We start from the raw sequence: 26100 nt of genomic DNA on the forward strand, positions 1-26100 counted from the left end.
CAGACTTCCCCGAATCCCCGAGAGATCCAAGGAGATCCACGTTGTCCAAGATCAAGGTTGAAGGCACCGTCGTCGAGCTCGACGGCGACGAGATGACCCGCATCATCTGGCAGGCCATCAAGGACCAGCTGATCCACCCGTACCTCGACATCGACCTCGAGTACTACGACCTCTCGATCCAGAAGCGCGACGAGACCGACGACCAGATCACGATCGACGCGGCGCACGCCATCCAGAAGCACGGCGTGGGCGTGAAGTGCGCGACGATCACGCCCGACGAGGCGCGCGTCGAGGAGTTCGGCCTGAAGAAGATGTGGCGCTCGCCGAACGGCACCATCCGCAACATCCTCGGCGGCGTCATCTTCCGCGAGCCGATCATCATCTCGAACATCCCGCGCCTCGTGCCCGGCTGGAACAAGCCGATCATCGTCGGCCGTCACGCGTTCGGCGACCAGTACCGCGCCACCGACTTCCGCTTCGAGGGCGAGGGCACCCTCACCATGACCTTCACCCCGAAGGACGGCTCCGAGCCGCAGGAGTTCGAGGTCTTCCAGGCACCCGGCTCCGGCGTCGCGATGGGTATGTACAACCTCGACGACTCGATCCGCGATTTCGCGCGCGCCTCGCTGAACTACGGCCTCGACCGCAACTACCCCGTCTACCTCTCGACGAAGAACACGATCCTGAAGGCCTACGACGGCCGCTTCAAGGACCTGTTCCAGGAGGTCTTCGACACGGAGTTCAAGGAGAGGTTCGACGCGGCCGGCCTCACCTACGAGCACCGCCTCATCGACGACATGGTGGCCGCCGCGCTGAAGTGGGAGGGCGGCTACGTCTGGGCCTGCAAGAACTACGACGGCGACGTGCAGTCCGACACCATCGCGCAGGGCTTCGGCTCGCTCGGCCTCATGACGAGCGTGCTCGCCACGCCCGACGGCAAGGTCGTCGAGGCCGAGGCGGCGCACGGCACCGTCACGCGCCACTACCGCCAGCACCAGCAGGGCAAGCCCACCTCGACGAACCCGATCGCCTCGATCTACGCCTGGACGCGCGGCCTCGCGCACCGCGGCAAGCTCGACGGCAACCAGGAGCTCATCGATTTCACGCACACCCTCGAGGACGTCGTCGTGAAGACCGTCGAGTCGGGTGCCATGACGAAGGACCTCGCGCTCCTCGTCGGCCCCGAGCAGCCGTACCAGACGACCGAGGAGTTCCTCCAGACGCTGTCCGACAACCTGAAGGCGCGCATCGCCGCCTGATCGTGGTCGTATGAGGGGGTCGGATGCCGCGGCATCCGGCCCCCTCGTCGTTCTGCCCGGCGCGCCAGAGTCCCGAAAACATGCGCGAGGCGACATCCGCCCGGCGTGTCGTCCTGTTCTCGGTGACCGTGCGGCGTGTCCTCCTGCGTTCGGTACGCGCCAGGCGTGCGCCGCGCGGGGCGGTGCGTTGCGGGGAGTCACGGGAGAGGATGGAGGGCATGGCACGGCTCCTGCGGCTCGCCCGACGGTACTGGGTCGTCACACTGACCCTCGCGATCGGGCTGCTCGGGGTGGTGCTCGCCCTCGCCGGTGCCGGCGAGGCGGTGCCCTGGATCTTCAGCGCCTACGCCCTCGCGATCGCCGCCTGGCAGGCGGTCGGCATGGTGCGCGACATCCTGCGCGGGCACTGGGGCCTCGACATCCTCGCGGTGACCGCCATCGTGGCGACCGTGCTCGTGGGAGAGTACGTCGCGGCGCTCATCGTCGTGCTCATGCTCACGGGCGGCGAGGCGCTCGAGGACTACGCGAACCGCCGGGCCAAGCGCGAGCTCGACGCGCTCCTGACCCGGACTCCGCAGCTCGCGCACCGCCTGCAGGACGACGAGATCGTCGACGTGCGCGCCGACGAGGTGCGCCCGGGCGACCTGCTGCTCGTTCGCCCGAGCGAGATCGTGCCGGTCGACGCGACGCTGCGTTCCGACGAGACCGCCGTGGACGAGTCGTCCATCACGGGCGAGAGCGTGCCCGTGGAGAAGCGCGCGGGCGACACCCTGCTGAGCGGTTCGGTGAACGGGCAGTCGGCGGTCGAGGTCGTCGCGACGGCCACAGCGGCCGACAGCCAGTACCAGCAGATCGTCGCGCTCGTCGCGGAGGCCGCCGCGTCGAAGGCGCCCGTCGTACGGCTCGCCGATCGCTACGCCGTGCCGTTCACGCTGTTCTCGCTCGCGCTGGCCGGGGTCGCATGGTGGTTGTCGGGCGACCCGGTGCGCTTCGCAGAGGTGCTCGTGCTCGCGACACCGTGTCCACTGCTCATCGCCGCGCCGGTGGCCTTCATCGGCGGCATGAGCCGGGCCGCCCGCAACGGCGTGATCGTGAAGGGCGGGGGAGTGCTCGAGCAGCTCGCCGCCGCAAGGACCGCCGTGTTCGACAAGACCGGCACGCTCACGTACGGCGCCCCGACGCTCGTGGCGGTACGGCCGGGGAACGGGTTCGGCGCCGACGAGCTGCTCGGCATCGTGGCGTCCGCCGAGCAGTACTCGTCGCACGTGCTCGCCACATCGATGATCGCCGCCGCCCGCGAGCGGCACCTTCCGCTCGCCGAGGCCGAGTGGGCGCGGGAGACTGCCACGAACGGCGTGCAGGCGAAGGTCGACGGCCGCGAGGTCGTGGTCGGCAAGTTCGCCTTCGTCGCCGAGCACGCCCCGGATGCCGCGCGCACGCCGATCGCGCCGGGCGAGCTCGCGGTGTACGTGGCGGTCGACGGCCGCTTCGCGGGCGCCCTGCTCGCGAGCGACCGGCTGCGCGACAACGCGAAGGCCACCCTCGCACGCCTCGACGAGCTCGGCGTTCACCGCACCATGATGCTCACGGGCGACGCGAAGGCCACCGCCGACCACATCGCGGCCGAGATCGGGATCACCCGGGTGCTGGCGGACTGCCTGCCAGCCGACAAGGTGCATGAGGTCGCCGCCGTGACCGAGCGACCGGTGATCATGGTGGGCGACGGGGTGAACGACGCGCCGGTCCTCGCCGCCGCCGACGTGGGCATCGCGATGGGCGCGAAGGGCGCGACCGCCGCGAGCGAATCTGCCTCGGCCGTGATCCTCGTCGACGACATCTCGCGCACGGCGAAGGCCGTGGAGATCGGCCGCGACACCGTGCGCATCGCGCTGCAGAGCATCTGGCTGGGCATCATCGTCAGCGTCGGGCTCATGCTCGTGGCCGCGTTCGGCGTGATCCCCGCGACGGTGGGAGCCCTGCTGCAGGAGGTCGTCGACCTCGTCACGATCCTCGCCGCACTCCGCGCGATCGGCGGGCGCCTCGACGCGAAGACGATGGCGCCGGCGCAGCGGGCCACCGGCCAGATCACAACTCGATAACAGCGCGATGAAGTCGTCACCAACCTCTTGCGGGCGGTTTGTTCGTAAGCTTTACTAACAAACGTGACGACCGAAGATCAGCGAGGCCCGGACATCGAGGCCGGCACCCCCACGCCGACAAGTGGCGACGTGCTCACGGTTCCGTTCGTCGACGCCCCCATCTTCACGCGGCCCCGCGCGCTCCGCCCCAGGGGCAAGGTCCTGCCTGAGCACGCCCGGAGCCACAACCGTGCCCTGGTCCTGCAGACCCTCTACACCTCGGGCGCGCAGAGCCGGGCGGATGTCGCCCGCGAGACCGGGCTCACCCGGGTCACGATCTCCGACCTCGTCGCCGACCTGATCGCCGAGGGGCTCGTCGTCGAGCTCGGCCAGCGCGAGGACGCCCGGCCCGGCAAGCCCGCCACCCTCATCGACGTCGACCGCGCCGCGTTCCACATCGTCGGCATCGACCTCTCAGAGCACCAGCGCTTCGTCGGCGCCGTCGTCGACCTCGACGGCGGCATCGTCTCTCGCGCAGAGGTCGCCCACGACGGCGCGACCGGCGAGGCGGCCGTCGTGCTCGTCACCGACCTCGTGCGCCGGCTCCTCGCGAGCACGACGACCCCTGTGCTCGGCATCGGCGTCGGCTCGCCCGGTGTCGTCGACCCGCTCGGCGTCGTGCGCTCGGCGCCGAACCTCGGCTGGACCGACGTGGCGCTGCAGGCCCGGCTGCAGGCCGAGTTCGCCCTGCCCGTGCACGTCGCCAACGACGCGAACGTCGCCGTGCTCGCCGAGCACGGCTCATCCCACCAGGACGACCTGCTGCTCGTGAAGATCGGCCACGGTGTCGGCGCCGGGCTCATCATCGGCGGGCGCCCGGTCATCGGCGGCGGCTTCGCGGCGGGTGAGATCGGGCACGTCGTCGTCGGCACCGACGGCGGTCCCCGCTGCGCGTGCGGCAAGTACGGATGCCTCGAGGCCTGGCTCGCCGTACCCCGGCTCACCGCGCAGCTCGACGCGCTCGACCCCGACGCGCCCGACGCGGCATCCGCCCGCGACGACATCCTGCGCGAGGCCGGGCGTCGGCTCGGCATCGTGCTCGCGCCCGTGGTCGGCGCGCTCAACCTGTCGGAGGTCGTGCTCAGCGGCCCCGCCGAACTGCTTGACGGCCCGCTCCACGCGGCGACCGTCGACACGCTCCGGATGCGGACGATGGCGGAACACAACCGTGATCTGAGGCTCCGGATGACCGAGCAGGCGGAGGACGTCGTCCTCCGTGGCGCGGCCGTCATGGTCCTCTCCGGACAACTCGGAGTCTCGTGAGGGACTCCGCGCACCAAGGGCACAGCGAACCCCCGCTGTTTCCCTCACTCCATGAAAGGAAACGACAATGAGGAAACTCGGCATCGTGGCGCTCGGCGCCGCTGCTGCGCTCACCCTCGCCGGTTGTGCCTCCGGAGGAGGCACCGGCGCCTCGGAGGAGGGCGCCGAGATCCGCGTGTGGCTCGTCGGCACCGACACGCCCGACGAGGCCCGCCAGTACCTGGTGGACACCTTCGAGGAGGAGCACCCCGGCTCGACCCTCGTGATCGAGGAGCAGTCGTGGGACGGCCTCGTCGACCGGCTCACCACAAGCCTCTCCGGCTCGGACAGCCCCGACGTCGTCGAGGTCGGCAACACGCAGGCCTCGGCGTTCACCTCGGCCGGCGCGTTCCTCGACCTGACCGACAAGTACGAGGAGCTCGGCGGCGATGACCTGCTCCCCGGCTTCGTGGAGGCGGGCTCGTTCGACGGCAAGTTCTACGCGGCGCCGCTCTACTCGGGCGCACGCCTGGTGTTCTACAAGAAGGACGCCCTCGCGGCGGCCGGCCTGTCGGTTCCGACGACACTCGACGAGTACATCGCCAACGGCGAGGCGCTCGCGGCGGCGAACCCCGGCAAGTCGGGCATCTGGTGGCCCGGCCAGGACTGGTACAACGCTCTTCCCTACATCTGGGAGAACGGCGGCGAGATCGCCGTGCCCGATGGCGACACGTGGGACGCCCAGCTCTCGAGCGAGGAGTCGATCGCCGGACTCGAGCAGGTGCAGCAGGTCATGACGAACGCCTCGCGCGCGCCGAAGGACGGCAACGAGACCAGCCCCGAGGTCGGCTTCTGCGACGGCACCACGCTGCAGCTGTCGGCTCCGAGCTGGGTCAAGTGGTCCATCCTCGCCCCGGCCGACGCCGAGGCGCCCGGCTGTCCCGACCAGGAGGAGAACCTCGGCGTCTACGCCCTCCCGGGCATCGATGGCGGCGCGGCACAGGTGTTCGCCGGCGGCTCGAACATCGGCGTGTCGGCGAAGTCGGCCCACCCCGACCTCGCTGTGGATGCGCTGAAGATCATCCTGTCCGACGAGTTCCAGACGATCTACGGTGAGAACGGCCTCGTTCCCGCCAAGCTCTCGCTCGCCGACACCCTCGGCACCGACGAGGTCGCCCAGGCGATCGCCGCGGCCGCGGGCAACGCCAAGCTCACGCCGGCTTCGCCGAACTGGGCCGACGTCGAGGCTGCGGGCATCCTGCAGGACCTCTTCGTCAACATCGCACAGGGCGGCGACGTCACGGCGCTGGCCGAGGCGGCCGACGAGGAGATCGAGGCCATCCTCAACAGCTAGCCGGATCCGTCCGGCTGCGCGGTGCGGCGGCATCCCCCATCCCGCCGCCGCACCGCACCCCCAAGGTCGGACGGGCGACGACCACACACGTCGCCCGTCCGGACCGGGAGGCGGGCCGACAGCCCGGCTCCTGAACCCCTCGACTTCCCAGGAGCACCACCATGACCACGGTCGACAGCGGCCTCGATCCGGCGCCGAGCGCCTTCGAGGGCGAACGCCTGATGGCGCCTCAACCGAAGCCCGCCGGCAGGTCCCGGCGACTCGGGGGCGGCTTCACCCCCTACACCCTGCTCACCCCGGCGATCATCGTGCTGGCCCTCATCACCGGCTGGCCGCTCGTCCAGCTCATCATCACGTCGTTCCAGGAGTTCGGTCGGGCGCAGGTCTTCGGCGCACCGCCGGCCTGGGTGTGGTTCGAGAACTACGCGAACGTGCTGACCGACCCGGTGTTCTACGGCGTGCTCGGGCGCACGCTCGTCTTCTCGGCCGCATGCGTGGTGATCACGATGCTCGCGGGGACGCTCATCGCGCTCATGATGATGCGACTCCCGAAGGGGTTCCGCCTCCTGATCTCAGTGGGCATGCTCCTCGCCTGGGCCATGCCCGCGCTCACCGCCACGGTGGTGTGGGGCTGGATGTTCGACACCGCGTACGGCGTCGTCAACTACGTCCTGGTCAACTGGTTCGGGATGGAGGAGTACTTCCAGCACTCCTGGCTCATCGACCCGCTGAGCTTCTTCCTGGTGGCCGGCATCATCATCGTCTGGGGCGCCGTGCCGTTCGCGGCCTTCACGCTGTACGCCGGCCTCACCCAGGTGCCCGACGAGGTGCTCGAGGCCGCGCAGCTCGACGGGGCCGGCGGGTTCAAGCGGTTCCGGCTGATCATCTTCCCGTACCTGAAGCCGATCTTCCTCATCGTCACGATCCTCCAGATCATCTGGGATCTCCGCGTGTTCACGCAGATCTTCGCGCTGCAGGACATCGGCGGCATCCGGGCCCTCACCAACACGCTCGGCGTGTACATCTACCAGACCTCGATCGCCGGCGGCGACTTCGGCCAGGGCGGCGCGATCGCCGTGATCACGGCGATCCTGCTCATGTCGATCTCGATCTACTACGTCCGCCAGGTCACCAAGGAGGAGGAGCTGTGAGCGCCACCGTCGCACCCGGCCAACAGGTCGGCGGCCTCGTCGCAGCAGTGGCGCCGTCGCGAAGCGCCCGCCGTACCGGCGGCGGCCGACGCCGCCTCACGACGTGGGTGCTGAGCGCCGTCTCGATCGTGCTCTTCCTGTTCTTCGTGTTCCCCGTCTACTGGATGGTGAACACGTCGTTCCAGCCGAACAACGAGATCCGCGGCTCCGACGTCAATTTCTGGCCCGAGAACTTCACGCTGCGCAACTACGAGACGGTGCTGTTCGACCCTGGTCGCACGCCGTTCCTGCCCGCGGCCGGCAACTCGCTCGTGATCACGATCCTCACGGTGATCATCGCGCTCGCGTTCGCCTTCCTCGCGGCGGTCGCAGTCACCCGGTTCCGGTTCAAGACCCGGCGCACCTTCATCATCGCGATCCTGGTCATCCAGATGATCCCGGGTGAGGCGATGATCGTCTCGGTCTTCCGGGTGATCGACGGCTGGCACCTGCTGAACACGATCATCGGCCTCACCATCGTGTACATCGCCACCGTGCTGCCGTTCACGATCTGGACGCTTCGCGGCTTCGTCAACGGCGTGCCGGCCGAGCTCGAGGAGGCCGCCATGATCGACGGATGCTCCAGGGCGGGCGCCTTCTGGCGGGTCACGTTCCCGCTCCTGGCCCCCGGCCTCATCGCCACGGGCGTGTTCGGGTTCATCCAGGCGTGGAACGAGTTCATCATGGCGCTCGTGCTGAATGCCCGCCCCGAGTCGATGACCCTGCCGGTGTGGCTTCGCACCTTCCTCGTGGCCACCGGCACCACGAACTGGGCGGCGATCATGGCGGGCTCGACCCTCATGGCGATCCCGGTCATCATCTTCTTCCTCGTGGTGCAGGGCCGCATGACGAGCGGGCTCGTGAGCGGGGCCGTCAAGGGATGACCGCGCTCCACGAGACCGGTGCGGGAACCCACCTGCGCCGGGACATCCTCACGACACTGCTCCCGGGCTTCGACGGCACCGAGGCGCCCGACTGGGTGCTGCGCCTGCTCGCGGAGGGACTCGGCGGCGTGTGCCTGTTCGGGCAGAACGTGGCCGACGCCGGGCAGCTGCGTGCGCTCAACGCCGCCCTGCGCACCGCGAACCCGCTCGCGGTCGTCGCGATCGACGAGGAGGGCGGCGACGTCACGCGCCTCTTCTACGACCGCGGCGCACCATACCCGGGCAACGCGGTGCTCGGCCGCATCGACGACACAGAGCTCACCGAGCGGGTGGCCCGCGCGGTCGGCGAGGCCCTCGTCGCGACGGGCTGCACGGTCGCCTTCGCACCCGACGCCGACGTGAACTCCGACGCCGACAACCCGGTGATCGGTGTACGGAGCTTCGGCGCCGATCCCGAGCTCGCGGCGCGCCACGTGGCCGCGTGGGTGCGCGGCATCCAGTCCACCGGGGTCGCGGCGAGCGCCAAGCACTTCCCGGGCCACGGCGACACGTCCTCCGACTCGCATCTCGCGCTCCCGGTCGTCGACGTGCCGCTCGAGACGCTTCGCGACCGCGAGCTCGTGCCCTTCCGTGCCGCCATCGCGGCGGGCACGCGCACCATCATGACCTCGCATATCCTCCTGCCCCGCCTCGACGCGGAGCAGCCCGCCACCCTCTCCCCGCGCATCGTGCACGGCCTGCTCCGCGGGGAGCTGGGGTTCGAGGGCGTCATCGTCACCGACGCCCTCGACATGCAGGGGGCGAGCGGCGTGCACGGCATCCCCGAGGCGGCCGTGCGCGCCCTCGCCGCCGGCTGCGACCTGCTGTGCATCGGCAGCGACAACACCGACGCCCAGCTCGGCGAGATCGCGGCGGGAATCGAGGACGCGATCCGGTCGGGTCGGCTCCCCGCCGAGCGGGTGCGCGAGGCTGCCGCCCGCGTGCGCGAACTCGGCGCGTCGGCGCCGACGGTTCCGGCGACGGACGTCGGCGCGGCAATCGAGCCCAGGCACTCGCCCGAAGAGCTCGCGCGCTTCGCCGCCGCGTTCGACGTGACGGATGCCGCACGCTCGCGCCTCGTGGCATCCGCTCGCATCGGCACCGTCGTGCGCGTCGACACGGTCGCGAACATCGCGATCGGCGTCGCGCCGTGGGGGCCGTTCGCGGCTGCGGCCGCCTCGGGGGAGCCGACGTGGCTCGACGACGCGCTCCTCGTCGTCCTCGCGGCCGACACCCCGCTCGCCGCCCCCGCGTCGCTGCCCGGCCCGGTGCTCGTGGTCGGCAAGGACCTGCACCGGCATCCGTTCGCGGTCGCCGCGATCGACGCCCTTCGCGCCGAGCGCGACGACGTCGTGACGGTGGACATGGGCTGGCCGTCCGACGACCGCGCCGTGGCCGACATCGCCACGTTCGGCGCCTCCCGGCTCGTCGGCGAGGCGCTCGGCGCGTTCGTCGCGGCGTCGCTCGCGCGCGTGCAGGTGGAGACGCCGTGAGACTCGGCATCGACATCGGCGGGACCAAGACGGCCGCGGTCGCGATCGGCGCCGACGGCGAGCTCAGCGACCAGGTGCGCATGCCCACGGGATTCGGCGCGGAGGAGGTCGTCGCGACTGCCCTTCGCGCGGTCGAGCGCATGACGGAACTGGCCGGGGTCGACGCGGCGGAGTTCTCGTCGATCGGCATCGGGATCCCCGGCGCGGTCGACAGCGAGACCGGGCGTGTCGCGCACGCGGTGAATCTCGGGCTCGAGGGACTCGACCTCGGTCCGCGCCTGTCCGATCGCCTCGGCGTCGAGGTGCGCATCGAGAACGACGTGAAGGCGGCGGCGGTCGGCGCGCACCATCTCCTCGGCGTGGCCGACGGCATCCGCGCCCACTCGATGGCCTACCTCAACCTCGGCACGGGGCTCGCGGCCGGCATCGTGCTCGACGGCCGGCTGCTGCGCGGCGGGCACGGCATCGCGGGTGAGATCGGGCACATCCCGGTCGATCCGGCTGGTGCGGCGTGCGGCTGCGGCCAGCGCGGATGCCTCGAGACGCTCGCCTCCGGCCTGGCGATCGCACGCATGTGGCCGACCGACGCGCGGCTGCCCGCGCGGGACCTCTTCGACGCGGCCGACGCCGGCGACCCGCGCGCGATCGCGGTGCGGGAGCAGTTCCTCATCGGAGTGGCGGCGGGCGTGCGCCTGCTCGTGCTCACGATCGACGTCGACGACGTGGTGATCGGCGGCGGGCTCTCCGCGCTCGGCCGGCCGTTGCTCGACGGAACGCGCCGTATCCTGAACGGGTGGGCCGCGGAGTCGGCCTTCCTCTCATCCCTCGACCTCGCGTCCCGCGTGCAGGTCATCCCGCACGGATTCCCGGCGGCCGCCGTCGGCGCCGCCCTCGTAGGAGAACACCAATGGCAGAAGTCGTGATCGTCGCCGACGAGGATGCCGCCGGTGCCCTCGTGGCCGATGCGATCGTGTCGCTCATCCGTTCGAAGCCCGACGCCGTGCTCGGCCTCGCGACCGGTTCGACGCCGCTCGCGAGCTACCGCGCCCTCGCACACCGCATCGCGGCCGAGGCGATCGACGTGCGCGGCGTGCGCGGCTTCGCACTCGACGAGTACGTGGGCCTGCCGCCCGGGCACCCTGAGAGCTATCGCGCCGTGATCACCCGCGAGGTCGTCGAGCCCCTCGGCCTCACGCCAGAGCTCGTGCGCGTGCCGAACGGCGACCCGGCGACCATTCGCACGGCCGGTGCCGACTACGAGGCCGCGATCGACGCCGCGGGCGGCGTCGACCTGCAGATCCTCGGCATCGGCCGCACGGGTCACATCGGCTTCAACGAGCCGGGCTCCTCGCTCGCGTCGCTCACGCGCGTGAAGACGCTGACCGAGCAGACCCGCCTCGACAACGCGCGCTTCTTCGATTCGCCCGACGAGGTGCCGATGCACTGCATCACCCAGGGAATCGGCACGATCCTGCGCGCTCGGCACCTGGTGCTGCTCGCGTTCGGCTCGGCCAAGGCGCGGGCGGTCGCCGCGGCCGTGGAGGGGGCGGTCTCGGCGAGCCAGCCGGGCTCGGCGATCCAGCTGCATCCGCACGCCACGGTGATCGTCGACGAGGCCGCAGCCTCCGAGCTCGAGAACCTCGCCTACTACCGGTACGCCTGGGCGAACAAGCCCGACTGGCAGCGGACCTGATCCCGCTTCGGCGTCGCCTGTTCCGCCCGGCCGATCAGGGGGCTGCCAGGCCCAGGTCGTGGGCGATGACCGTGAACGCATTGCGTCCTGAGCCCATGGAGACCCCCGGGCCGGGGTGGGTGCCGGAGTCGCAGAGGTACACGTTCGGGATGGACGTGCGGTAGCCCGACAGTGCGGCGGTGGGCCGCATGGCGCCCATCTGGTAGGGCAGCATGGCGCCGTGGGAGATGGTGCCGCGCACGGCGCTGGAGAGCTGGCGCTCCTGGTCGACGGGCGAGAAGACCGTGCGCTGCAGGATTCGCGCCTTCAGGCCGGGAAGGTACTTCTCGTCGACCAGGTCGACGATGCGATCCGCGTAGTCCTCGCGTACGTCGTCCCAGCCTCGTCCTGTGATGCGACCCGCGGCATCGCCCGCGATGTCGTACGGCACGCCGAGGACGACGAGCTTCATCAGGGCACTGCCGGGCGGCGCCACGCTGGGATCGATGGTCGAGTTGTTCCAGGCCACGATGAACGGCTCGACGGGCAGCATGCCCGCACGGCACTCGACGGACGCCTGGGCGATCGCGGTCAGTCCCGGAGGGGACAGATGCACCTGCGCCGCCCGTCCCACCGCCGGGCCGGCCGCGTACTCGACCGGGCCGTCCAAGCCAGGTGGATGGTCATCACGGCATCGCCCCATTCGATGTCGCGCACCTCCGCCGCTTCGATCTCCCCGGCGACGCCCTCGCCGAGGAGGCGGTCGACGAGTTGCGCCGGGTCCGTCGCCGAGACGACCAGCCGAGTCACGGCGATCACCTCGCCGCCTTCGAGCCGCACCCCACGGGCCGTGCCGTCGCTCACCTCGATCGTCTCGACCCGGCTGCCGGTGCGGACCTGCCCGCCGTGGGCGGCGAGGTCGGCCGCCAGTGCGAGGGAGACCCCGTTCATGCCGCCGCGCACCAGGTGGTTGCCCTCGGCCTGCAGCACGGCGCCGAAGAGCCACGCGATCTCGGCCCCACCGGCGTCGTCGGGCGCTGAGCCGACGAACGCCGCGAAACCGCCGAAGAGCGATCGCACTTCCTCGCTCTCGAATGTCGCGTCGGCCCAGGAGCGGACGCTCTGCAGGCTCAAGCGGACCTGCTCAGCAGGTGCCTCGGCGCGGGGCTGAGGCGGCGAGAAGAAGCCGTCGATGAATGCCGCCCGACCTGCGCGATAGCGCTCGATGAGCGAGCGGAAGGCCGCAGCATCCGCCTGCGAACACCGCGCGATGTCGGACACGGCCAGGTCGAGGTCACGAGACACGACGATCGCACGACCATCGGGGAAGGCATGGGCGTACACGTGCTCCGGCGCGACGAGCTCGAGGCCGTGGTGCGCCAGGTCGAGCTCGGCCGGGACCGGTGAGAGGTTGGCCAGCTGGTAGCCACTGGCGTGCACGTCCGACCGGAAGCCCGGCAGGGTCAACTCCTCGGTCAGCGTCATGCCGCCGAGCCGCTCGTACGCTTCGAGCACCAGTACGCGCAGCCCGGCTCGTGCGAGGTAGCAGGCACAGGCCAGTCCATTCTGGCCGGCTCCGATCACGATGGCATCCGGGTCGTCCATTTCGCGGTCCCAATCTGTTCGTTCAATCCCTCGGCCCCGGTCTGGACATGAAGCGGGTCGTCAGTGCGGGAACACCTCGGGAAGCGCGCGGAGGTACGCCTCCTCGTCGAAGTCCGCCGCGATCTCGCGCTGGATCATGAAGCCGGGCACGGCACCGAGGAGAACGGGGCCGACCCGCGTCGCCCACTCCTCGGGGTCGCCGTCGACACGACCGGGCTCGGCCGACGCCCACTCGACCAGTCGCAGGCGCACGGTCTCCCTGACGCGCGCGAGCACGGCCTGCACGAGCCCGCGCATCTCGGAGTCGACGGCGGCCTCGGCCCACAGCTGCACGATCACGTGGCCGAAGGGCTCACGACGCATGCCGTCGATGAGGGTGGCCATCACCCGTCCGGGCGTGAGCGGCTCGCCGTGCGCGCGCTGTTCGTCGAGTTCACCCCGGCGCGCCTCCAGCACGCGACCGGCGACGGCGGCGAAGAGCTCCTGCTTGCCTGCGAAGTAGCCGTAGATCGCGCCGGCCGACAGGCCGGACTCCTCGATGACGTCGGCCATCGCCGTGCGCTGGTAGCCCTTCGCGGCGAAGCAGCGCAGCGCCGCCTCGATGATCTCGTCGCGGCGGGCCGCGCGGTGGGCTTCGGTCACCTTGGGCATTGCACCTCCAAAAAAACGAACGCTCGTTCCTTGACAAGGATAGGCGATCGGCGCAATCCTATAAAGAACGAACATTCGCTTTCTTGGAGGAATCATGGCCGCCCATCCGGATGCCACAACGGCACGCACCCCCATCGGAAAGGTGCTGGGCATCGCGCTCGCACTCGTGGGCGTCGTGGCCGTCATCGTGCTCGCCTTCGCGTGGCCGTCGGTGACCGCCGAGCCGAAGGACCTCCCCGTCGCGATCGCCGGGCCCGCCGAGGCGATCTCGGCCGCGGAGCAGGCCGTCGACCAGCAGGCGCCCGGCGCCATCGCGTTCGTCGAGGTCGACGACCGCGAGGCGGCCGTCGAGGCGATCGAGACGCGCGAGGTCTACGGCGCCATCGTGCTCGGGCAGGCGCCCGAGGTGCTCACCTCGTCGGCCTCCAGCCTTCCAGTGTCGCAACTCCTCACCGGCGTGGCCGCGTCGCTCGAGGAGGGCGTCAACGCGCAGGCCGCCGCCGCGGCGGAGGCCGCAGGCGCACCCGTCGCGCCGCCTCACATCGAGGTGCCCGCGACCGATGTCGTGCCGCTCGCCGAGAGCGATCCGCGCGGCACCGGGCTCACCGCCGCCCTCTTCCCGCTCGTGCTCGGCGGCATGCTCGGCGGCATCGCGATCTCCCTCGCCATCATCGGGGCGATGCGCCGCGTGATCGCGGTGGTGGTCTACTCGGCCGTCGGCGGGCTCCTGCTGGCCGGCATCCTGCAGGGCTGGTTCGGTGCGCTCCAGGGCGACTACTGGCTGAACGCTGCGGGCATCGCCCTCGCGCTCGCGGCGATCGCCGCCCCCATCACCGGGTTCGTCGCGCTCATGGGACGCGCCGGAATCGCGCTCGGTCCCGTCATCATGCTGCTCATCGCGAATCCCATCTCCGCGGCCGCGATCCCGAAGGAGTTCATCCTCGCCCCGTGGGGCGAGGTCGGCCAGTGGTTCCCACCGGGCGCGGCGGCGACCCTCATGAGAGAGCTGTCGTACTTCCCCGCTGCGGACACCACGTTCCCGTGGCTCGTGCTCACTGCGTGGGCGGCGGGCGGCATCCTGCTCTCGATCTTCGGGCACTTCCGCACGGCGGGCGGTGCCGAGCCCGACGCGGAGGCCGCCGCCCTCGACGGCGACCAGGCTCTCGACACCGAGCGGCCCGTCGACACCAAGGCGCGCGTCGTCACCTGAGTGGCGGGAGGCGTCAGCGGCTCGGCGTGAGGCGCCGGGCCGCTCGTCGCATCATCGACCGCACCACTGCGGGATGGACGAGCGCGACGGGGGCGAAGTACAGCCGACCGCGCCATCCGTGCAACCGCACCGCTGTCGTCAGCCGCACGATGGCGCGTTCCGCGTCGACCCCGACGCCCGCCGCGAAGTCGAGGTGACGATCGGATGCCTCGACGAGCGCCTCGTCGCCCACCACGCGCTTCACCGCGAATGCGGTCCCGGGGTCGCCCGGTCGCACCCCGATGAGCGGCACGAGGAGCTGCCGGAGGCCGAACGCGAGCCGCACCCAGATCGGCGTCGACTCGATCGAGAAGATCGTGCGCGTCCAGAGGGCGGGGTCGGTGCTCGCGCCCTCGGGCAGCGGTACGCCGATCACGTCCAGGTGGTCGGGTCGGGGCACCTCGTCGAGCGCGAGGCTGCGGAACGCGGGTGCGTCGTCGGCGGGCATGCCCCGACCCTACGCGCCGCAGCGTCGGCGCGAGCGCAACGGGATCAGCCGGCGAGCTGCTTGCGCCCGTGGAGGATGCCGCTGACGGCGGCCACGACGGCGAAGGCGACGGCCACGACGGGCTGTCCCATCATCCACCAGGCGATCGCCGCGGCGGAGAAGACCGCGATCTCCACGAGGGCCTGCCCGAACGGGTCGATGTGCACCACCGCCCTCGGCGAGTTGAAGAGCGCCCACAGCAGGATGGCGAGCGCCGGGGCGCCGAGGCCCACGAGCACGCCCGGCCACGGCAGCGGGAAGGCGACGAAGCCCCAGATGCCGAGGGTCACGAATGCGAACAGCTCCAGGAAGAAGCGGAGGATGTCGTTCGGCCCGACCTTCGGCCGCGGTTCGTTCTTGCTCGCGTTGCTCACGGCACTCCAGCCTAGTTCGCCCCGGATCCGGCTCTGCACCGCCGGCGCCCAGGTCAGCGGAAGATGATGGTGCGGGCGCCGTCGAGCAGCACCCGCCGCTCCGCGTACCACTTCACCGCCTGCGAGAGGGTGCGGCTCTCCTCGTCCTGGCCGATCGCGACGAGCTCGGCGACCGATCGGGAGTGGTCGACGCGCACGACGTTCTGCTCGATGATCGGGCCCTCGTCGAGGTCGCTCGTGACGAAGTGCGCGGTGGCGCCGATGAGCTTCACGCCGCGGGCATGGGCCTGCCGGTAGGGATTCGCGCCCTTGAACCCCGGCAGGAAGGAGTGGTGGATGTTGATGCAGCGTCCGGCGAGGGCGTCGCAGAGCTCGGGCGTGAGGATCTGCATGTACCGCGCGAGCACGACGAGCTCGATGTCATGCTCTTCGACCGCCTCGAGCACGCGCCGCTCGAACGCGGCCTTCGACGCGGCATCCGTGACCGCGAGCGAATCGAACGGCACGCCGTAGAAGTCGACCAGGTCGCGCAGGGTGCCGTGGTTGGAGAGCACCAGCGGGATCTCGACGGGCAACTGTCCGGCGTGCTGGCGGAACAGGAGGTCGTTCACGCAGTGACCTGCCGTCGACGCGAGCACGAGCGTGCGCAACCGGCGGCCCACCTCGTCGAGGTGCCACGTCATGTCCCATCGCTCGACGACCGGCGCGAGGGCGGCCTCGAACTCCGCCCGGCCGGCAGGGGACTCCACCTGCACGCGCATGAAGAACCGCCCGGTGTCGAGGCTCGCGAACTGCTGGCTCTCGGTGATGTTTCCGCGCGCGGCGACGATCGCGCCGCTCACCGCGTGCACGATGCCGGGCCCGTCGGTGCACGAGAGCGTCACGACCCAGTGGTTCAGGTGGGCGGGTGCAGCATCCGTGGTCATCCGCCCAGAGTAATGCGTCCGGTACACTGGTTCGTGGTCGGCGGACGACGCACGGCCCTGGGCGCGCACACGAGCGCGTAGTCGACCCGCGCGGTGAACGCACCCGCACGGGGAACGCCGTCGGAGAGACATCCCCGTGTCCGTCACCGAATCCGCGCGCGTGCGCGCACCCCGACTGCCCTGGCCCGGCCTCCTCATGCTGGCCGCGGGCGTCTTCCTGTCCATCACCATCGAGATGCTGCCGACCGGCCTGATGCCCGAGATGAGCGAGGGCCTCGGCGTCGCCGAGCCCTTCATCGGGCTGCTCATGTCGGTGTTCGCCTTCACGGTCGTCGTCACGTCGACGCCGCTCACGGCCCTCACCAGCCGGATGCCGCGGCACGGCCTGCTCGTTGCCGTGCTCGCCCTGCTCGGCCTCACGACGCTCGCCTCCGCGTTCGCGCCCGAGTACTGGATGCTCGTCGCCGTGCGCGTCGCCGGCGGCGTGGCGCACGGGCTCTTCTGGGCCATCGTCGCCGCGTACGCGTCTCGGCTCGTGCCCGAGGGCCGGATCGGCCGCGCGGTGTCCGTGACGCTCGGCGGCGGCACCCTCGCCGTGGTCGCAGGCGTACCGGCCACGACCGTGCTCGGCCAGCTCTTCGGCTGGCGGCCGGTCTTCGCGATCGTCGCGGGTCTGACGCTCGCCGGCGCGCTCGCGGTCTGGCGCTTCCTGCCGCCCGTGGCCGTCGAGGCCGGCGCGGCGGCCCGGTTCCGTCGCGGCGACGTCGCCCTCGGCCCGGTGCTCCTCGTCTGCGGCGTCACGGCCGCCACGATGCTCGGCCAGTACGCGGTGTTCACGTACGTCGCGCCGCTGATCGTCGACGTCGTCGGCCTCGAGCCCGGCGCCGTCGGGCCGATGCTCCTCCTCTACGGCATCACGGGCGCGATCGGCCTCTTGGTCGCGGGCTCACCGCTCGCCCGCCGGCCCGCCGCCGCGATGCTCGTGGCGATGGCGACGGCCGCGATCGCCCTGGTGGTGCTCGGGCTGGCGCCCGGTGCGGTGCCCTCGCTCGTGGCGTTCGCCGTGTGGGGGCTCGCCTTCGGCGCCATCCCGCCGCTGCTGTACACCCGGCTGCTGCAGGCGACGCCCGCACGGCAGCGCGATGCCGCGGGGGCGCTCTACACGACCGCGTTCAACATCGGCATCGGCGGCGGGGCGCTCGTCGGCGCGGTGCTCTTCGAGCGGATCGGGGTGCAGAGCCTGCCGTTCCTGTATGCCGCGATGCTCGCGGTGGTGGCGACGGTGCTCGTCGGAGATGCCGCGCGCCGCTCGCGTCAGTCCCGCTCGACCGTCGCCGTGGAGACGGGGCCGGTTCGGCCGTCGACGGCATAGCGGACCTCGACGGTACTCCAGGACCCGATCTCGCCGAAGCCGATGTAGTGCGCCCATCCGCCGCCGTCGAGCGTCACTGGGGCCATCGGCGTCCCGTCGACCAAGACCTGCACGTCGGCCCACGGCACGCCGGAGAACGTCGCGTGCCACACGAGGTAGCCGCTGCGCCGCAGGTCGAGGCACGGGCTCGTGAGCTCGACCACCACGGGCTCGCTCGCCGCCGAGGTGTTGCCCGCGACATCCGTCTGCACGGCCGTGAGCCGGGTGACGCCCGCCGGGAGGCCGTCGGCGACGACACTCCACGCCCCGGCCGAGTCGGCGGTCGTGCTCCACGTGCGGCCGTCGTCGGCCGTCACGATGACGGATGCTCCCGGTTCGGATGTGCCCGTGAGCAGCGGGTCGACGAGTCCGCCCAACGTGTCGGCCGCGAACGTCGGCGGGATTGCCTCGTCGTCGATGGGTTCGGGTTCCGGTTCCGGCTCGGGCTCCGGTTCCGGCTCGGGAGTCGGCGTCGGCGTCGGCGTCGGCTTGGGCGAGGGGCCGGGCGCCGGGTTCCCGCGCGGAGTCGGCCGAGTGACATCCGCATCGGAGTCACCGCCGACCGACTCGTCGGCGGACGGCTCGTCGTCATCGCTCGGCGCGAGCGGAAGGGGAGGAACGGGCGTGGGGAGTACCGGGCCCGAGAGCCCGGGGAGCTTCGGCAGCGGGCTGTCGGCGCTGGACTCGGCCTGGGCCACGACCGGCGCTGGCGCCTGGTCCGCGCTCGCAAGGGTCGGCACGACGACCATCGCCGTCACCGCGGCGGCGGCGAGCACGAGCGCTCCCACACCGGCGCCGATCGCGAGGGCGCCGGTGCCGGCGCCTGCGCCAGCACCGGCCGCGGCGGTGGCGCCCGCCGCGGTGGACGCTCCGGCCACTGCGCTGCCGGCCGATCCCGCGCCTGCGGAACCCGCGCCCGCTGAGCCCGCGCCCGCAGAGCCCGCGCCGGCGAGGCCCTGACCGGCCAGCACGGTCGGGAGGCCCGCTGCGCCGAGCGCCACGTCGACCGCCGGCGCGCCCTGCGAGAGCCAAGCCGAGTACGCGGTCGCGCCGCCGAGGCCCGCGGCGAGCGGCAGGAGCACGAGGGCCAGACGCGAGCCGACCTCGCGTGCCTCAGCGGCGACGATCGTGCAGCGCGCGCAGTCGTCGAGGTGCGCGTCGAGCCGCGCGGTGTCGCGACTGCGGAGCTTTCCGCGCGTGTAGACGCCGAGCCGGTCGATCGTCCAGCGGCATTCGGGCTCTTCGGCGTTGCGCAGGTGGGCCTGGATCCACGCCTGCCGGAGTCCCTCACGGGCACGGTACGCGAGCGCGGCCGTGGCATTCGCGCTCATGCCGACGAGCGGGGCGACCTGCGCGGGCTGCATGCCCTCGACCTCGGAGTACCAGAGCACCTCCTGCCAGCGGGTCGGCAGTGAGCGGAACGCCTGCGCGGTCGTCGACCGGTCGAGGGCGTCGAGCGTCGCGGATTCGGTCGTAGCCGGGTCCTCGAAGGACTCGAGCGTCTCGAGGTTCGTCTCGTGTCGGGCGCGGCCCCAGCTCGCGGCCGTGTTGCGCACGGTGGTGAACAGGTACGGCCGGAACGCGGCGGTGGGTCCGCGACCGGCGAGGATCGCGTCGTAGATCCTCGTGAACGACTCGGCCACGAGGTCGTCTGGATCGAGGGAGCTGTAGGAGCGCGCCACGGTGCGCGCGGACGCCGAGTGGCGCTGCCAGAGCTCGCCGTAGGCAGCGCGATCACCTCGACGGGTGCGTTCGATGAGCACGGCATCGGACAGGTCGGTGCGCAGGGGTGGCACATCGCCTCCAGGTTCGGGGTACGGGCGTCATGGAAGAGACGTGGAACCTGGGGGATCATGACGCGCGTCGCGGGGGTTAGCTCATTTCAGCAGACTTTCCGGCTTCGTGCGTCATGGAAGCGTCAGGTGCTCGTCTCTTCGGGTGAAGGCCCCTGCGGGGGCCGGACCGAACCGCCGCCGCATGCGACAAGGGCGCAAGGCGGAGCCGGCCATGCCGGCGTGAGGTGCCGCATCGGGGGGTCGATGCGCCACGTCGACCGGGCGGGGCTTCGGAGGCGATGGGGAACACGCCTCCGAGCCCCGCACGGGACGTGCATGTCAGGCGAGCCGCACGCCCCCGCCCCACACGGCCTCGACCGCGAGGTCGGGCGTGAGCAGCACGGCGTCCGCCGCGTAGCCGGGGTCGAGCCTGCCGAGGTCGTGCGCGCGACCGATCGCCGCGGCGGGCGCGACGGTGAGTGCGCCGAGGGCCTCGTCGAGCGGGATGCCGGAGTCGACCACCGCCCGGCGCAGCGCGGCGTCCTGCGTGAGGGTCGACCCTGCGATCGAGCCGCCCTCGAGCAGCCGTGCGACACCGCCCTCGACGACCACCTCGAGGGCGCCGAGCCGGTAGGCGCCGTCGGCTGCGCCCGCCGCCGCCATGGCATCGGTCACGAGCGCGACACGACCGTGGGCGCCCGCGAAGGCGAGCCGCACCACGTCGGGATGCACGTGCACGCCGTCGTTGATGATCTCGAGCGTCACGTGGTCGGCATGCATCGCTGCGACGACCGGGCCCGGCGCACGGTGGTGGATGCCGCGCATGCCGTTGAAGGCATGCGTGAGGATCGACGCCCCGGCGCCGAACGCCGCGAGCGCGGTCTCGAAGTCCGCGCCGGTGTGCCCGACCGCGACGGCCACGCCCGCGTCGACGAACCGTGCGATCGCCTCGGTCGCGCCGGGGCGCTCGGGTGCGAGCGTGATCTGCCGCAGCATCCCCTCGGACGCGTCGAGCAGTCGCTCGACGGATGTCGCGTCGGCCGGCCGCAGCTCGAGCGGGTCGTGCGCGCCGCGGAACTCGTGGTCGAGGAACGGCCCCTCGAGGTGGGCGCCGAGCACCCGCGGGTCGGATGCCGCGACGCTCGCGATCACGCCGAGCTGCTCCGCCAGCCTCTCCACAGGTGCGGTCACGAGCGAGAGCACCGTGCGGGTGGTGCCGTGCGCGGTATGCACGGCGAGGACCCGCTCGATCGCCTCCGCGCCCTCCTCCGCGGACGCGCCGCCCGCACCGTGGCAGTGCAGGTCGATGAAGCCGGGCACGAGCGTGCGGCCCGCGGCATCCGTCACCGACGCCTCCGCCGGCAGCCCGTCGCGCCATGCGTCGCCAAGGCCCCGCAGGGTCACGCGGTCGCCGTCGAAGCGAACCCACGCGTCGGTGACGGTGTCGTGCCCGCTCACGAGGCGGGCGGAGTGGATGACGGTGGTGGGGGTGCTCACCTACGCAACGATAACGTCGTAGCCGCCGTCCGTGAGGCGCTGGCGCTGGTCGGGCGTCGCCCCACTGTCGGTGATGATGGTGGAGAACAGGCGGCGGTGGCCGATCGCCGCGAACGCGCGCTTGTCGATCTTCGAGGCATCGGCCACAAGCACGGCGTGCGTCGCCCGCGAGGCCATCAGGGCGTTCACGGCCGCTTCGCGCTCGTCATGCGAGGTCGCGCCCACCTCGGGATCCACCCCGTTCACCCCGATGAAGGCGATGTCGAGCGTGATGCTGCCGAGCACCGTGTCGGCGTAGGCGCCCACGAGCTCGTAGGAGCGCGCGTGCACGACGCCGCCCGTGACCACGGTCTTGATCTGCGGGCGCATGGCGAGCTGCATCGCGATGTTGATCGCATTCGTCACGACCGTCAGGCTCGGCTCAGGCGACGGCTCCATGATGTCGGCTCGCGACATGAGCGCGTCGGCGATCGCGGTCGCGGTCGTGCCGCCGCACAGCCCGATCACGGCGCCGCGCGGCACGAGCGCGCTGGCCGCCTGCGCGATCGCGGCCTTGGCGGCGGGGTTCTGCTGGTTCTTGTACCGGATGGGCAGGTCGTACGCCACCGAGTGGGCGACCGCACCGCCCCGAGTCCGCGTGAGCAGCTGCTGATCCGCGAGCGCGTCGAGGTCGCGCCGAGCAGTGGCGGGGGACACGTCGAGGCGGTCGACGATCTGGTCGACCTCGATCTGCCCGCCCTCGGCGAGCAGGTCGAGCACGGCGCTCAGGCGTTCGGCGCGGTTCATCCGGTCTCCTTGGTCGTCGAGGCGAACAGGGTGAGCAGGCGCGCGGCCTCCGATCGCACGGCGGTACGGCCCGCCGCGACGTACGTGCGCGAGTCTACGGCCGCCGGATGCAGGGCGAGATGCTGGCGCACGGCGCTCGTGAACGCCCCGTTCAGGTGGGTCGACACGTTGATCTTGGTCAGGCCCGAGCGGATGCCCCGCACGATCGCGTCGTCGGGCACGCCCGACGAGCCGTGCAGCACGAGCGGCACGGGCACGGCGCGCGCGAGGCGGGCGACGAGCTCGAGGTCGATCGCCGCGACCCGCTCGGTCATCGCGTGCGACGAGCCCACCGCGACGGCGAGGGCGCCGACGCCCGTCTCCGCGACGAATCGCGCGGCCTCGTCGGGGTCGGTGCGCACGCCTGGCGCGTGGGCGCCGTCCTTGCCGCCGATCTCCCCGAGCTCGGCCTCGACGAGCACGCCCGCGGCATCCGCGCGCTCGACCACACGACGGGTCGTCGCCACGTTATCGGCGAAGTCGAGCTTCGCGCCGTCGTACATGACCGAGCCGAAGCCGTGGTCGATGGCGCGGAACGCCAGCTCGGGGTCCTCGGCGTGGTCGAGGTGCACCGCGACGGGCGCGGTCGAAGCGGCCGCCACCGCGAGCGTGGCGAGGGCGATGGGTTCGAACGCGCCGTGGTAGCGCACGCAGTTCTCGGACACCTGGAGGATCACGGGCAGCCCGGCGTCTTCGGCGGCGCCGGCGAGGGCCTCGGCCGTCTCGAGGTGCACGACGTTGAACGCGCCGACGCCGCGCCCGGCGGCGCGGGCGTCGTCGAGGATCGCTCGGGTGGGTGTGAGGGTCATCGGCGTTCCTCGTCGATCGTGGTGATGACCACCTCGTCCGCGAGCGCGGTGTGGTCGGGTGCGAGCTCACCCGCGAGCGGCATGAGCACGGCGCTCGCCGACCAGGCGGTGGCGCGGCGTGCGAGCTCCGCACGGGCATGCGCGGCGGCATCCGCGGGAGACCAGAGGTCGTGGCCGGTGGCGAGGGCGGACGCGATGGCGGCGACGGCCGCGTCGCCTGCGCCGGTGGCGTTGCCGTGCAGCGGGCGCGGCAGCCGGGCGCCCACGGGAGCGCCGCCGGCACCGACCACCACGAGCCCGTCGGCGCCGAGCGAGACGACCACGAGGCGTGCGCCGAGCGTGACGAGCGCCCTGGCCCCGTCCACGGGATCGGCGAGCCCGGTGGCGGCCGCCAACTCCTCGCGATTCGGCTTCAGGGCGTGGGCGCCCGACCGGGCGGCCGCGAGGATGCCCGGGCCGCTCGTGTCGACCACCACCGGGACGCCGGCGCCCACGAGCCGGTCGACCAGCCCGCCGAGCTCGTCGGGGCCGAACCCGGGCGGCAGGCTGCCGCAGAGCGCGACCGCGCGGGCGGCGCCGCCGAGCTGCACCGCCGTCTCGGCGAGGGCGGTCGCCTCGGCGGGTGCGAGCGGGGCGCCGAGCTCGTTGAGCACCGTGGCCTCGCCGCTCGCGTCGTCGACGATCGCGACGCTGCGGCGGGTGGCGGCCGCCGTCGCGACGAGGCGGTGCTGGACGCCGGATGCCTCGAGCTCGGCGCGGAACTCGTCGCCGGTGTCGCCGCCCGCGGTCGCGAGCGCGAGCACGTCGTGCCCCGTCGCGTGCAGCACGCGCGCGACGTTCAGCCCCTTGCCCCCCGCGCGGGTCGCGCCGATCGGCACACGGTGCGTCGCACCCGGCGTCAAGCTCTCGACGTGCCAGGTCAGGTCGAGCGCCGGGTTCGGGGTGACGGTGAGGATCACGGCGCCGGCTCCGTCGCCGTCGCGCCTGCGGAGCGCGCGGCGGCCGCCGCGGCCGACGCGGGGGCCGCTCCCGCCGCAACCGGGGCCACGTCGCGCGCGGCGAGCGCCGTGCCGAGCAGGCCCGCGTCGTCGCCCAGGCGCGCCTGCAGGAGCGCGGGTCGGCGATGGAAGCTGAGGAGCGCGTCGAGTCGAGCGGCGAGCGGCTCGAAGAGGGCCGGACCCGCCTGTGCGAGTCCGCCGCCGATCACGACCGCCTCGGGCGCGACGGTGGCGACGAGTCGGGCGAGCGCCTCCGCGAGCGCGCGGACCGCGTCGTCCCAGACGCGTCGGGCGGCGGCGTCGCCCGCCTGCGCGGCGGCGAGCACCTCCCGGGCGCCGGGCACCGCGATGCCGGATGCCGCGGTGTAGCGTCGCGCGATCGCGCCCGCCGAGGCGATGGTCTCGAGGCATCCGCGCGCGCCGCACGCGCAGGGCTCGCCATCGGGATCGCTCAGCGCGTGACCGAGCTCGCCCGCGTACCCGCCGCCGGCGTAGGGATGCCCGCCGAGCACGAGCGCGCCGGCGATGCCCGTGCCGACCGCGAGCACGACGACGTCGCCGTAGCCGCGCGCGGCGCCGAGGCGGTGCTCGGCGTCGCCGGCAGCGCGCACGTCGTGCCCGAACGCGACGGGCAGGCCGAGGGCGCGTGCGGCGAGGTCGCGGATGGGAGCCTCCCGCCAGCCGAGGTTCGAGGCGAAGATGCCGACCCCTGCAGCCTCGTCGACGAGCCCGGGCACGCTCACGCCGACCGCGACCGGCCGCACGTCGGGATGCTCGGCGCGATGCTCGCGGGCGAGCGCGGCGAGAGCGTCGACGACGTCGCCCGCGGGGTCGTCGCCGCCCGTCGGGGTGGGCGTGCGGCGCAGCCCCAGCACGCGGCCGTCGCGGTCGACGAGCGCGGACTTCGTGTCGGTGCCGCCGACGTCGAACGCGAGCACCGCCGGGCCGGCGCCGAGCGGCGCCGGCCGGGCATCCGGGGTCGATGGCACGGGACTCAACCCTCGAGGATGACCGAGCGGCTCAGGTTGCGCGGCGAGTCGGGGTCGAGGCCCTTCGCCCGGGCCCGCTCGAGCGCGACGCGCTGGGCCCGCACGAGCTCGGCCATGGGGTCGAGCGTGCCGGCTTCGAACCGGGCGCCGGTCGCGGCGACCTCGCCCGCCAGGCCTGCCGGCGACTCGCCGAACTGCCAGGTCACGCGCCCGGGCGCGGCGATCGAGATCGGGCCGTGCCGGTACTCCATCGCGGGGTAGGCCTCGGTCCACGACTGCGACGCCTCGCGCATCTTGAGTGCGGCCTCGTGGGCGAGGCCCACCGTCCAGCCGCGGCCGAGGAAGGTGAACTGCTCGGCGTCCACGAGCGCCGGGTCGAGCTCCTCGGCCACCGCGCGCTCGGCGTCGGCGATCGCTCCGTCGAGGTCCTCGCCGAGCGAGGCGCGGAAGAGCGCGAGCGCCGTCGTGGCGAATCGGGTCTGCACGACCGAGCGCTCGTCGGCGAACGGCAGGGTCACGGCCTCGTCGACGAGGCCGACGAGGGGCGACTCGGCATCGCCGATGACGCCGACGGTGCGCACCCGACCGCGCAGGCGGTCCACGAGCTCGAGCACCTCGGTCGTCGTGCCCGAGCGGGTCAGCGCGACGACGGCGTCGTAGCCGCGGTCGAGGAGGGCCTCGGATGCCGCGTACGCGTCGGTCTCGCCGTGGCCTTCCGTCTCGCGGAGCCACGCGTACGACTGCGCGATGAACCACGAGGTGCCGCAGCCGACGACCGCGATGCGGGCCCCTCGCTCCGGCAGCAGCGCCTGCTCGGCGCGCAGTGTCACGGCCCGAGCCCAGGTCTCGGGCTGAGTGGCGAGTTCCGCCGCCATGTGCGCTGCGGGGGTGATTGCGGGGCTCTGCGGTTCGCTCACGTTCGGTGCTCCAGGTGGGTGAGAGGTCCGCACGCGACGAGACACGGCGGCATGACGACTCAATGATTGCAGATGACCGTTCTTGGTGTCTATCGATCACCTGAACGATTGAAATCGGGAGATCGACGATCGTTCTCCGGTTTGTGAGGGATCTGAACAAAATCTGGTAACAATCGTGTGTTCAGCCTTGACGGGCGAGATGCATCCGTCATAGATTTCCCCGAGTCGATTGAACGGACTTGATCGATTGATCGGCGAAACAGTCAGGAACCATCATTTCGACCCGCTCGAGATGGATGACTTCCGACGTCCGCAC

At 72.1% G+C, this 26100-nt stretch carries 24 protein-coding genes; 11 read left to right on the top strand and 13 right to left on the bottom strand.

Translation table 11 applies throughout. The features are described 5' to 3' along the window. Window positions 1-41: 41 nt before the first annotated feature. The 9 genes from ASG80_RS20960 (at window position 42) to nagB (ending at window position 11292) form a co-directional block, all read left to right on the top strand. Complete coding sequence (locus ASG80_RS20960) at window positions 42-1259, top strand: NADP-dependent isocitrate dehydrogenase (protein WP_056734424.1); 1218 nt, start codon at window positions 42-44, stop codon at window positions 1257-1259. A gap of 218 nt (window positions 1260-1477) precedes the next feature. Beyond that, window positions 1478-3358, top strand: a complete 1881-nt coding sequence (locus ASG80_RS20965) for a heavy metal translocating P-type ATPase (protein WP_056734426.1) — start codon at window positions 1478-1480, stop codon at window positions 3356-3358. A gap of 129 nt (window positions 3359-3487) precedes the next feature. After that, window positions 3488-4660 (top strand): ROK family transcriptional regulator, encoded by a 1173-nt coding sequence (locus tag ASG80_RS20970; RefSeq protein ID WP_200952655.1) that lies wholly within the window; start codon window positions 3488-3490, stop codon window positions 4658-4660. A 67-nt stretch (window positions 4661-4727) separates the two neighbouring features. Continuing rightward, on the top strand, window positions 4728-5993 hold the full coding sequence (locus tag ASG80_RS20975; protein ID WP_056734428.1) for an extracellular solute-binding protein: 1266 nt from the start codon (window positions 4728-4730) through the stop codon (window positions 5991-5993). Window positions 5994-6154: 161 nt separating this feature from the next. Continuing rightward, complete coding sequence (locus ASG80_RS20980; RefSeq protein ID WP_082590826.1) at window positions 6155-7144, top strand: carbohydrate ABC transporter permease; 990 nt, start codon at window positions 6155-6157, stop codon at window positions 7142-7144. Next, window positions 7141-8067, top strand: coding sequence for a carbohydrate ABC transporter permease (locus ASG80_RS20985; protein WP_235508433.1), 927 nt, complete (start codon window positions 7141-7143; stop codon window positions 8065-8067). The genes ASG80_RS20980 and ASG80_RS20985 overlap by 4 nt, the downstream gene beginning before the upstream one ends. Further along, a complete protein-coding gene (locus tag ASG80_RS20990) occupies window positions 8064-9599 on the top strand; it encodes a glycoside hydrolase family 3 protein (RefSeq protein ID WP_056734430.1) in 1536 nt (511 codons plus the stop codon). Before ASG80_RS20985 ends, ASG80_RS20990 begins: the two co-directional genes overlap by 4 nt. After that, window positions 9596-10522: an ROK family protein gene (locus ASG80_RS20995; protein WP_056734432.1), complete on the top strand. Its 927-nt coding sequence runs from the start codon at window positions 9596-9598 to the stop codon at window positions 10520-10522. The genes ASG80_RS20990 and ASG80_RS20995 overlap by 4 nt, the downstream gene beginning before the upstream one ends. Further along, complete coding sequence (gene nagB / locus ASG80_RS21000) at window positions 10507-11292, top strand: glucosamine-6-phosphate deaminase (RefSeq protein ID WP_056734434.1); 786 nt, start codon at window positions 10507-10509, stop codon at window positions 11290-11292. The genes ASG80_RS20995 and nagB overlap by 16 nt, the downstream gene beginning before the upstream one ends. Before the next feature lie 34 nt (window positions 11293-11326). Here nagB and ASG80_RS21005 read toward each other — a convergent pair whose 3' ends face one another. From ASG80_RS21005 to ASG80_RS21015, 3 genes are read right to left on the bottom strand one after another with little or no spacing between them, the layout of a single operon-like run. Next, entirely contained in the window at window positions 11327-11887 is a 561-nt protein-coding gene (locus ASG80_RS21005; RefSeq protein ID WP_156402001.1) for an NAD(P)/FAD-dependent oxidoreductase, read from the bottom strand. Continuing rightward, the gene (locus ASG80_RS21010) at window positions 11863-12876 is read right to left on the bottom strand and encodes an NAD(P)/FAD-dependent oxidoreductase (RefSeq protein ID WP_056734438.1); all 1014 of its coding nucleotides are present in this window, start codon (window positions 12874-12876) and stop codon (window positions 11863-11865) included. Before ASG80_RS21010 ends, ASG80_RS21005 begins: the two co-directional genes overlap by 25 nt. Before the next feature lie 60 nt (window positions 12877-12936). Further along, the gene (locus ASG80_RS21015; protein ID WP_056734440.1) at window positions 12937-13527 is read right to left on the bottom strand and encodes a TetR/AcrR family transcriptional regulator; all 591 of its coding nucleotides are present in this window, start codon (window positions 13525-13527) and stop codon (window positions 12937-12939) included. 94 nt (window positions 13528-13621) lie between these two features. Between ASG80_RS21015 and ASG80_RS21020 the strand changes: the two genes are divergently transcribed. Continuing rightward, window positions 13622-14737 carry a hypothetical protein gene (locus ASG80_RS21020; protein ID WP_056734441.1) on the top strand — a complete coding sequence of 372 codons (1116 nt, stop codon included), beginning with the start codon at window positions 13622-13624 and terminating at the stop codon, window positions 14735-14737. Between the two features lie 13 nt (window positions 14738-14750). Here ASG80_RS21020 and ASG80_RS21025 read toward each other — a convergent pair whose 3' ends face one another. The 3 genes from ASG80_RS21025 to purU are packed head-to-tail and all read right to left on the bottom strand — an operon-like array spanning window position 14751 to window position 16563. Further along, window positions 14751-15224: a DUF2867 domain-containing protein gene (locus ASG80_RS21025; protein WP_056734442.1), complete on the bottom strand. Its 474-nt coding sequence runs from the start codon at window positions 15222-15224 to the stop codon at window positions 14751-14753. 44 nt (window positions 15225-15268) lie between these two features. Next, the gene (locus ASG80_RS21030; protein WP_056734443.1) at window positions 15269-15637 is read right to left on the bottom strand and encodes a YrdB family protein; all 369 of its coding nucleotides are present in this window, start codon (window positions 15635-15637) and stop codon (window positions 15269-15271) included. Between the two features lie 53 nt (window positions 15638-15690). Beyond that, window positions 15691-16563 carry a formyltetrahydrofolate deformylase gene (gene purU, locus ASG80_RS21035; RefSeq protein WP_056734445.1) on the bottom strand — a complete coding sequence of 291 codons (873 nt, stop codon included), beginning with the start codon at window positions 16561-16563 and terminating at the stop codon, window positions 15691-15693. 136 nt (window positions 16564-16699) lie between these two features. Here purU and ASG80_RS21040 point away from each other — a divergent pair, with 136 nt between their 5' ends. Then, complete coding sequence (locus tag ASG80_RS21040; protein ID WP_235508434.1) at window positions 16700-17935, top strand: MFS transporter; 1236 nt, start codon at window positions 16700-16702, stop codon at window positions 17933-17935. Here ASG80_RS21040 and ASG80_RS21045 read toward each other — a convergent pair. The 7 genes from ASG80_RS21045 to ASG80_RS21075 form a co-directional block, all read right to left on the bottom strand. Then, window positions 17878-19770, bottom strand: a complete 1893-nt coding sequence (locus tag ASG80_RS21045; protein ID WP_056734447.1) for a sigma-70 family RNA polymerase sigma factor — start codon at window positions 19768-19770, stop codon at window positions 17878-17880. The two genes, ASG80_RS21040 and ASG80_RS21045, sit on opposite strands and share 58 nt — an antisense overlap. Window positions 19771-20088: 318 nt before the next feature. Continuing rightward, window positions 20089-21246 carry an N-acetylglucosamine-6-phosphate deacetylase gene (nagA, locus tag ASG80_RS21050; protein ID WP_056734449.1) on the bottom strand — a complete coding sequence of 386 codons (1158 nt, stop codon included), beginning with the start codon at window positions 21244-21246 and terminating at the stop codon, window positions 20089-20091. Beyond that, on the bottom strand, window positions 21247-22032 hold the full coding sequence (locus tag ASG80_RS21055; RefSeq protein ID WP_056734451.1) for a DeoR/GlpR family DNA-binding transcription regulator: 786 nt from the start codon (window positions 22030-22032) through the stop codon (window positions 21247-21249). It lies immediately after the preceding gene. Beyond that, entirely contained in the window at window positions 22029-22880 is an 852-nt protein-coding gene (locus ASG80_RS21060) for a class II fructose-bisphosphate aldolase (protein ID WP_056734453.1), read from the bottom strand. The genes ASG80_RS21055 and ASG80_RS21060 overlap by 4 nt, the downstream gene beginning before the upstream one ends. Beyond that, window positions 22877-23839, bottom strand: coding sequence for a 1-phosphofructokinase family hexose kinase (locus ASG80_RS21065; RefSeq protein ID WP_056734454.1), 963 nt, complete (start codon window positions 23837-23839; stop codon window positions 22877-22879). Before ASG80_RS21065 ends, ASG80_RS21060 begins: the two co-directional genes overlap by 4 nt. Continuing rightward, complete coding sequence (locus ASG80_RS21070; protein WP_235508435.1) at window positions 23836-24867, bottom strand: ROK family protein; 1032 nt, start codon at window positions 24865-24867, stop codon at window positions 23836-23838. The genes ASG80_RS21065 and ASG80_RS21070 overlap by 4 nt, the downstream gene beginning before the upstream one ends. Before the next feature lie 5 nt (window positions 24868-24872). Next, on the bottom strand, window positions 24873-25742 hold the full coding sequence (locus tag ASG80_RS21075) for an SIS domain-containing protein (protein WP_200952656.1): 870 nt from the start codon (window positions 25740-25742) through the stop codon (window positions 24873-24875). Window positions 25743-26100 lie beyond the last annotated feature (358 nt).

The sequence above is a fragment of the Agromyces sp. Soil535 genome (assembly GCF_001428255.1).
Lineage (GTDB): Bacteria > Actinomycetota > Actinomycetes > Actinomycetales > Microbacteriaceae > Agromyces.

What these genes read in the sequence shown, in the direction of transcription:
- ASG80_RS20965 (WP_056734426.1), top strand. Translation starts at nt 1,478, where the DNA reads ATGGCACGGCTCCTGCGGCTCGCCCGACGGTACTGGGTCGTCACACTG.
- ASG80_RS20975 (WP_056734428.1), top strand. Translation starts at nt 4,728, where the DNA reads ATGAGGAAACTCGGCATCGTGGCGCTCGGCGCCGCTGCTGCGCTCACC.
- ASG80_RS20980 (WP_082590826.1), top strand. Translation starts at nt 6,155, where the DNA reads ATGACCACGGTCGACAGCGGCCTCGATCCGGCGCCGAGCGCCTTCGAG.
- ASG80_RS20990 (WP_056734430.1), top strand. Translation starts at nt 8,064, where the DNA reads ATGACCGCGCTCCACGAGACCGGTGCGGGAACCCACCTGCGCCGGGAC.
- nagB (WP_056734434.1), top strand. Translation starts at nt 10,507, where the DNA reads ATGGCAGAAGTCGTGATCGTCGCCGACGAGGATGCCGCCGGTGCCCTC.
- ASG80_RS21010 (WP_056734438.1), bottom strand. Translation starts at nt 12,876, where the DNA reads ATGGACGACCCGGATGCCATCGTGATCGGAGCCGGCCAGAATGGACTG.
- ASG80_RS21015 (WP_056734440.1), bottom strand. Translation starts at nt 13,527, where the DNA reads ATGCCCAAGGTGACCGAAGCCCACCGCGCGGCCCGCCGCGACGAGATC.
- ASG80_RS21020 (WP_056734441.1), top strand. Translation starts at nt 13,622, where the DNA reads ATGGCCGCCCATCCGGATGCCACAACGGCACGCACCCCCATCGGAAAG.
- ASG80_RS21025 (WP_056734442.1), bottom strand. Translation starts at nt 15,224, where the DNA reads ATGCCCGCCGACGACGCACCCGCGTTCCGCAGCCTCGCGCTCGACGAG.
- purU (WP_056734445.1), bottom strand. Translation starts at nt 16,563, where the DNA reads ATGACCACGGATGCTGCACCCGCCCACCTGAACCACTGGGTCGTGACG.
- ASG80_RS21055 (WP_056734451.1), bottom strand. Translation starts at nt 22,032, where the DNA reads ATGAACCGCGCCGAACGCCTGAGCGCCGTGCTCGACCTGCTCGCCGAG.
- ASG80_RS21060 (WP_056734453.1), bottom strand. Translation starts at nt 22,880, where the DNA reads ATGACCCTCACACCCACCCGAGCGATCCTCGACGACGCCCGCGCCGCC.
- ASG80_RS21075 (WP_200952656.1), bottom strand. Translation starts at nt 25,742, where the DNA reads ATGGCGGCGGAACTCGCCACTCAGCCCGAGACCTGGGCTCGGGCCGTG.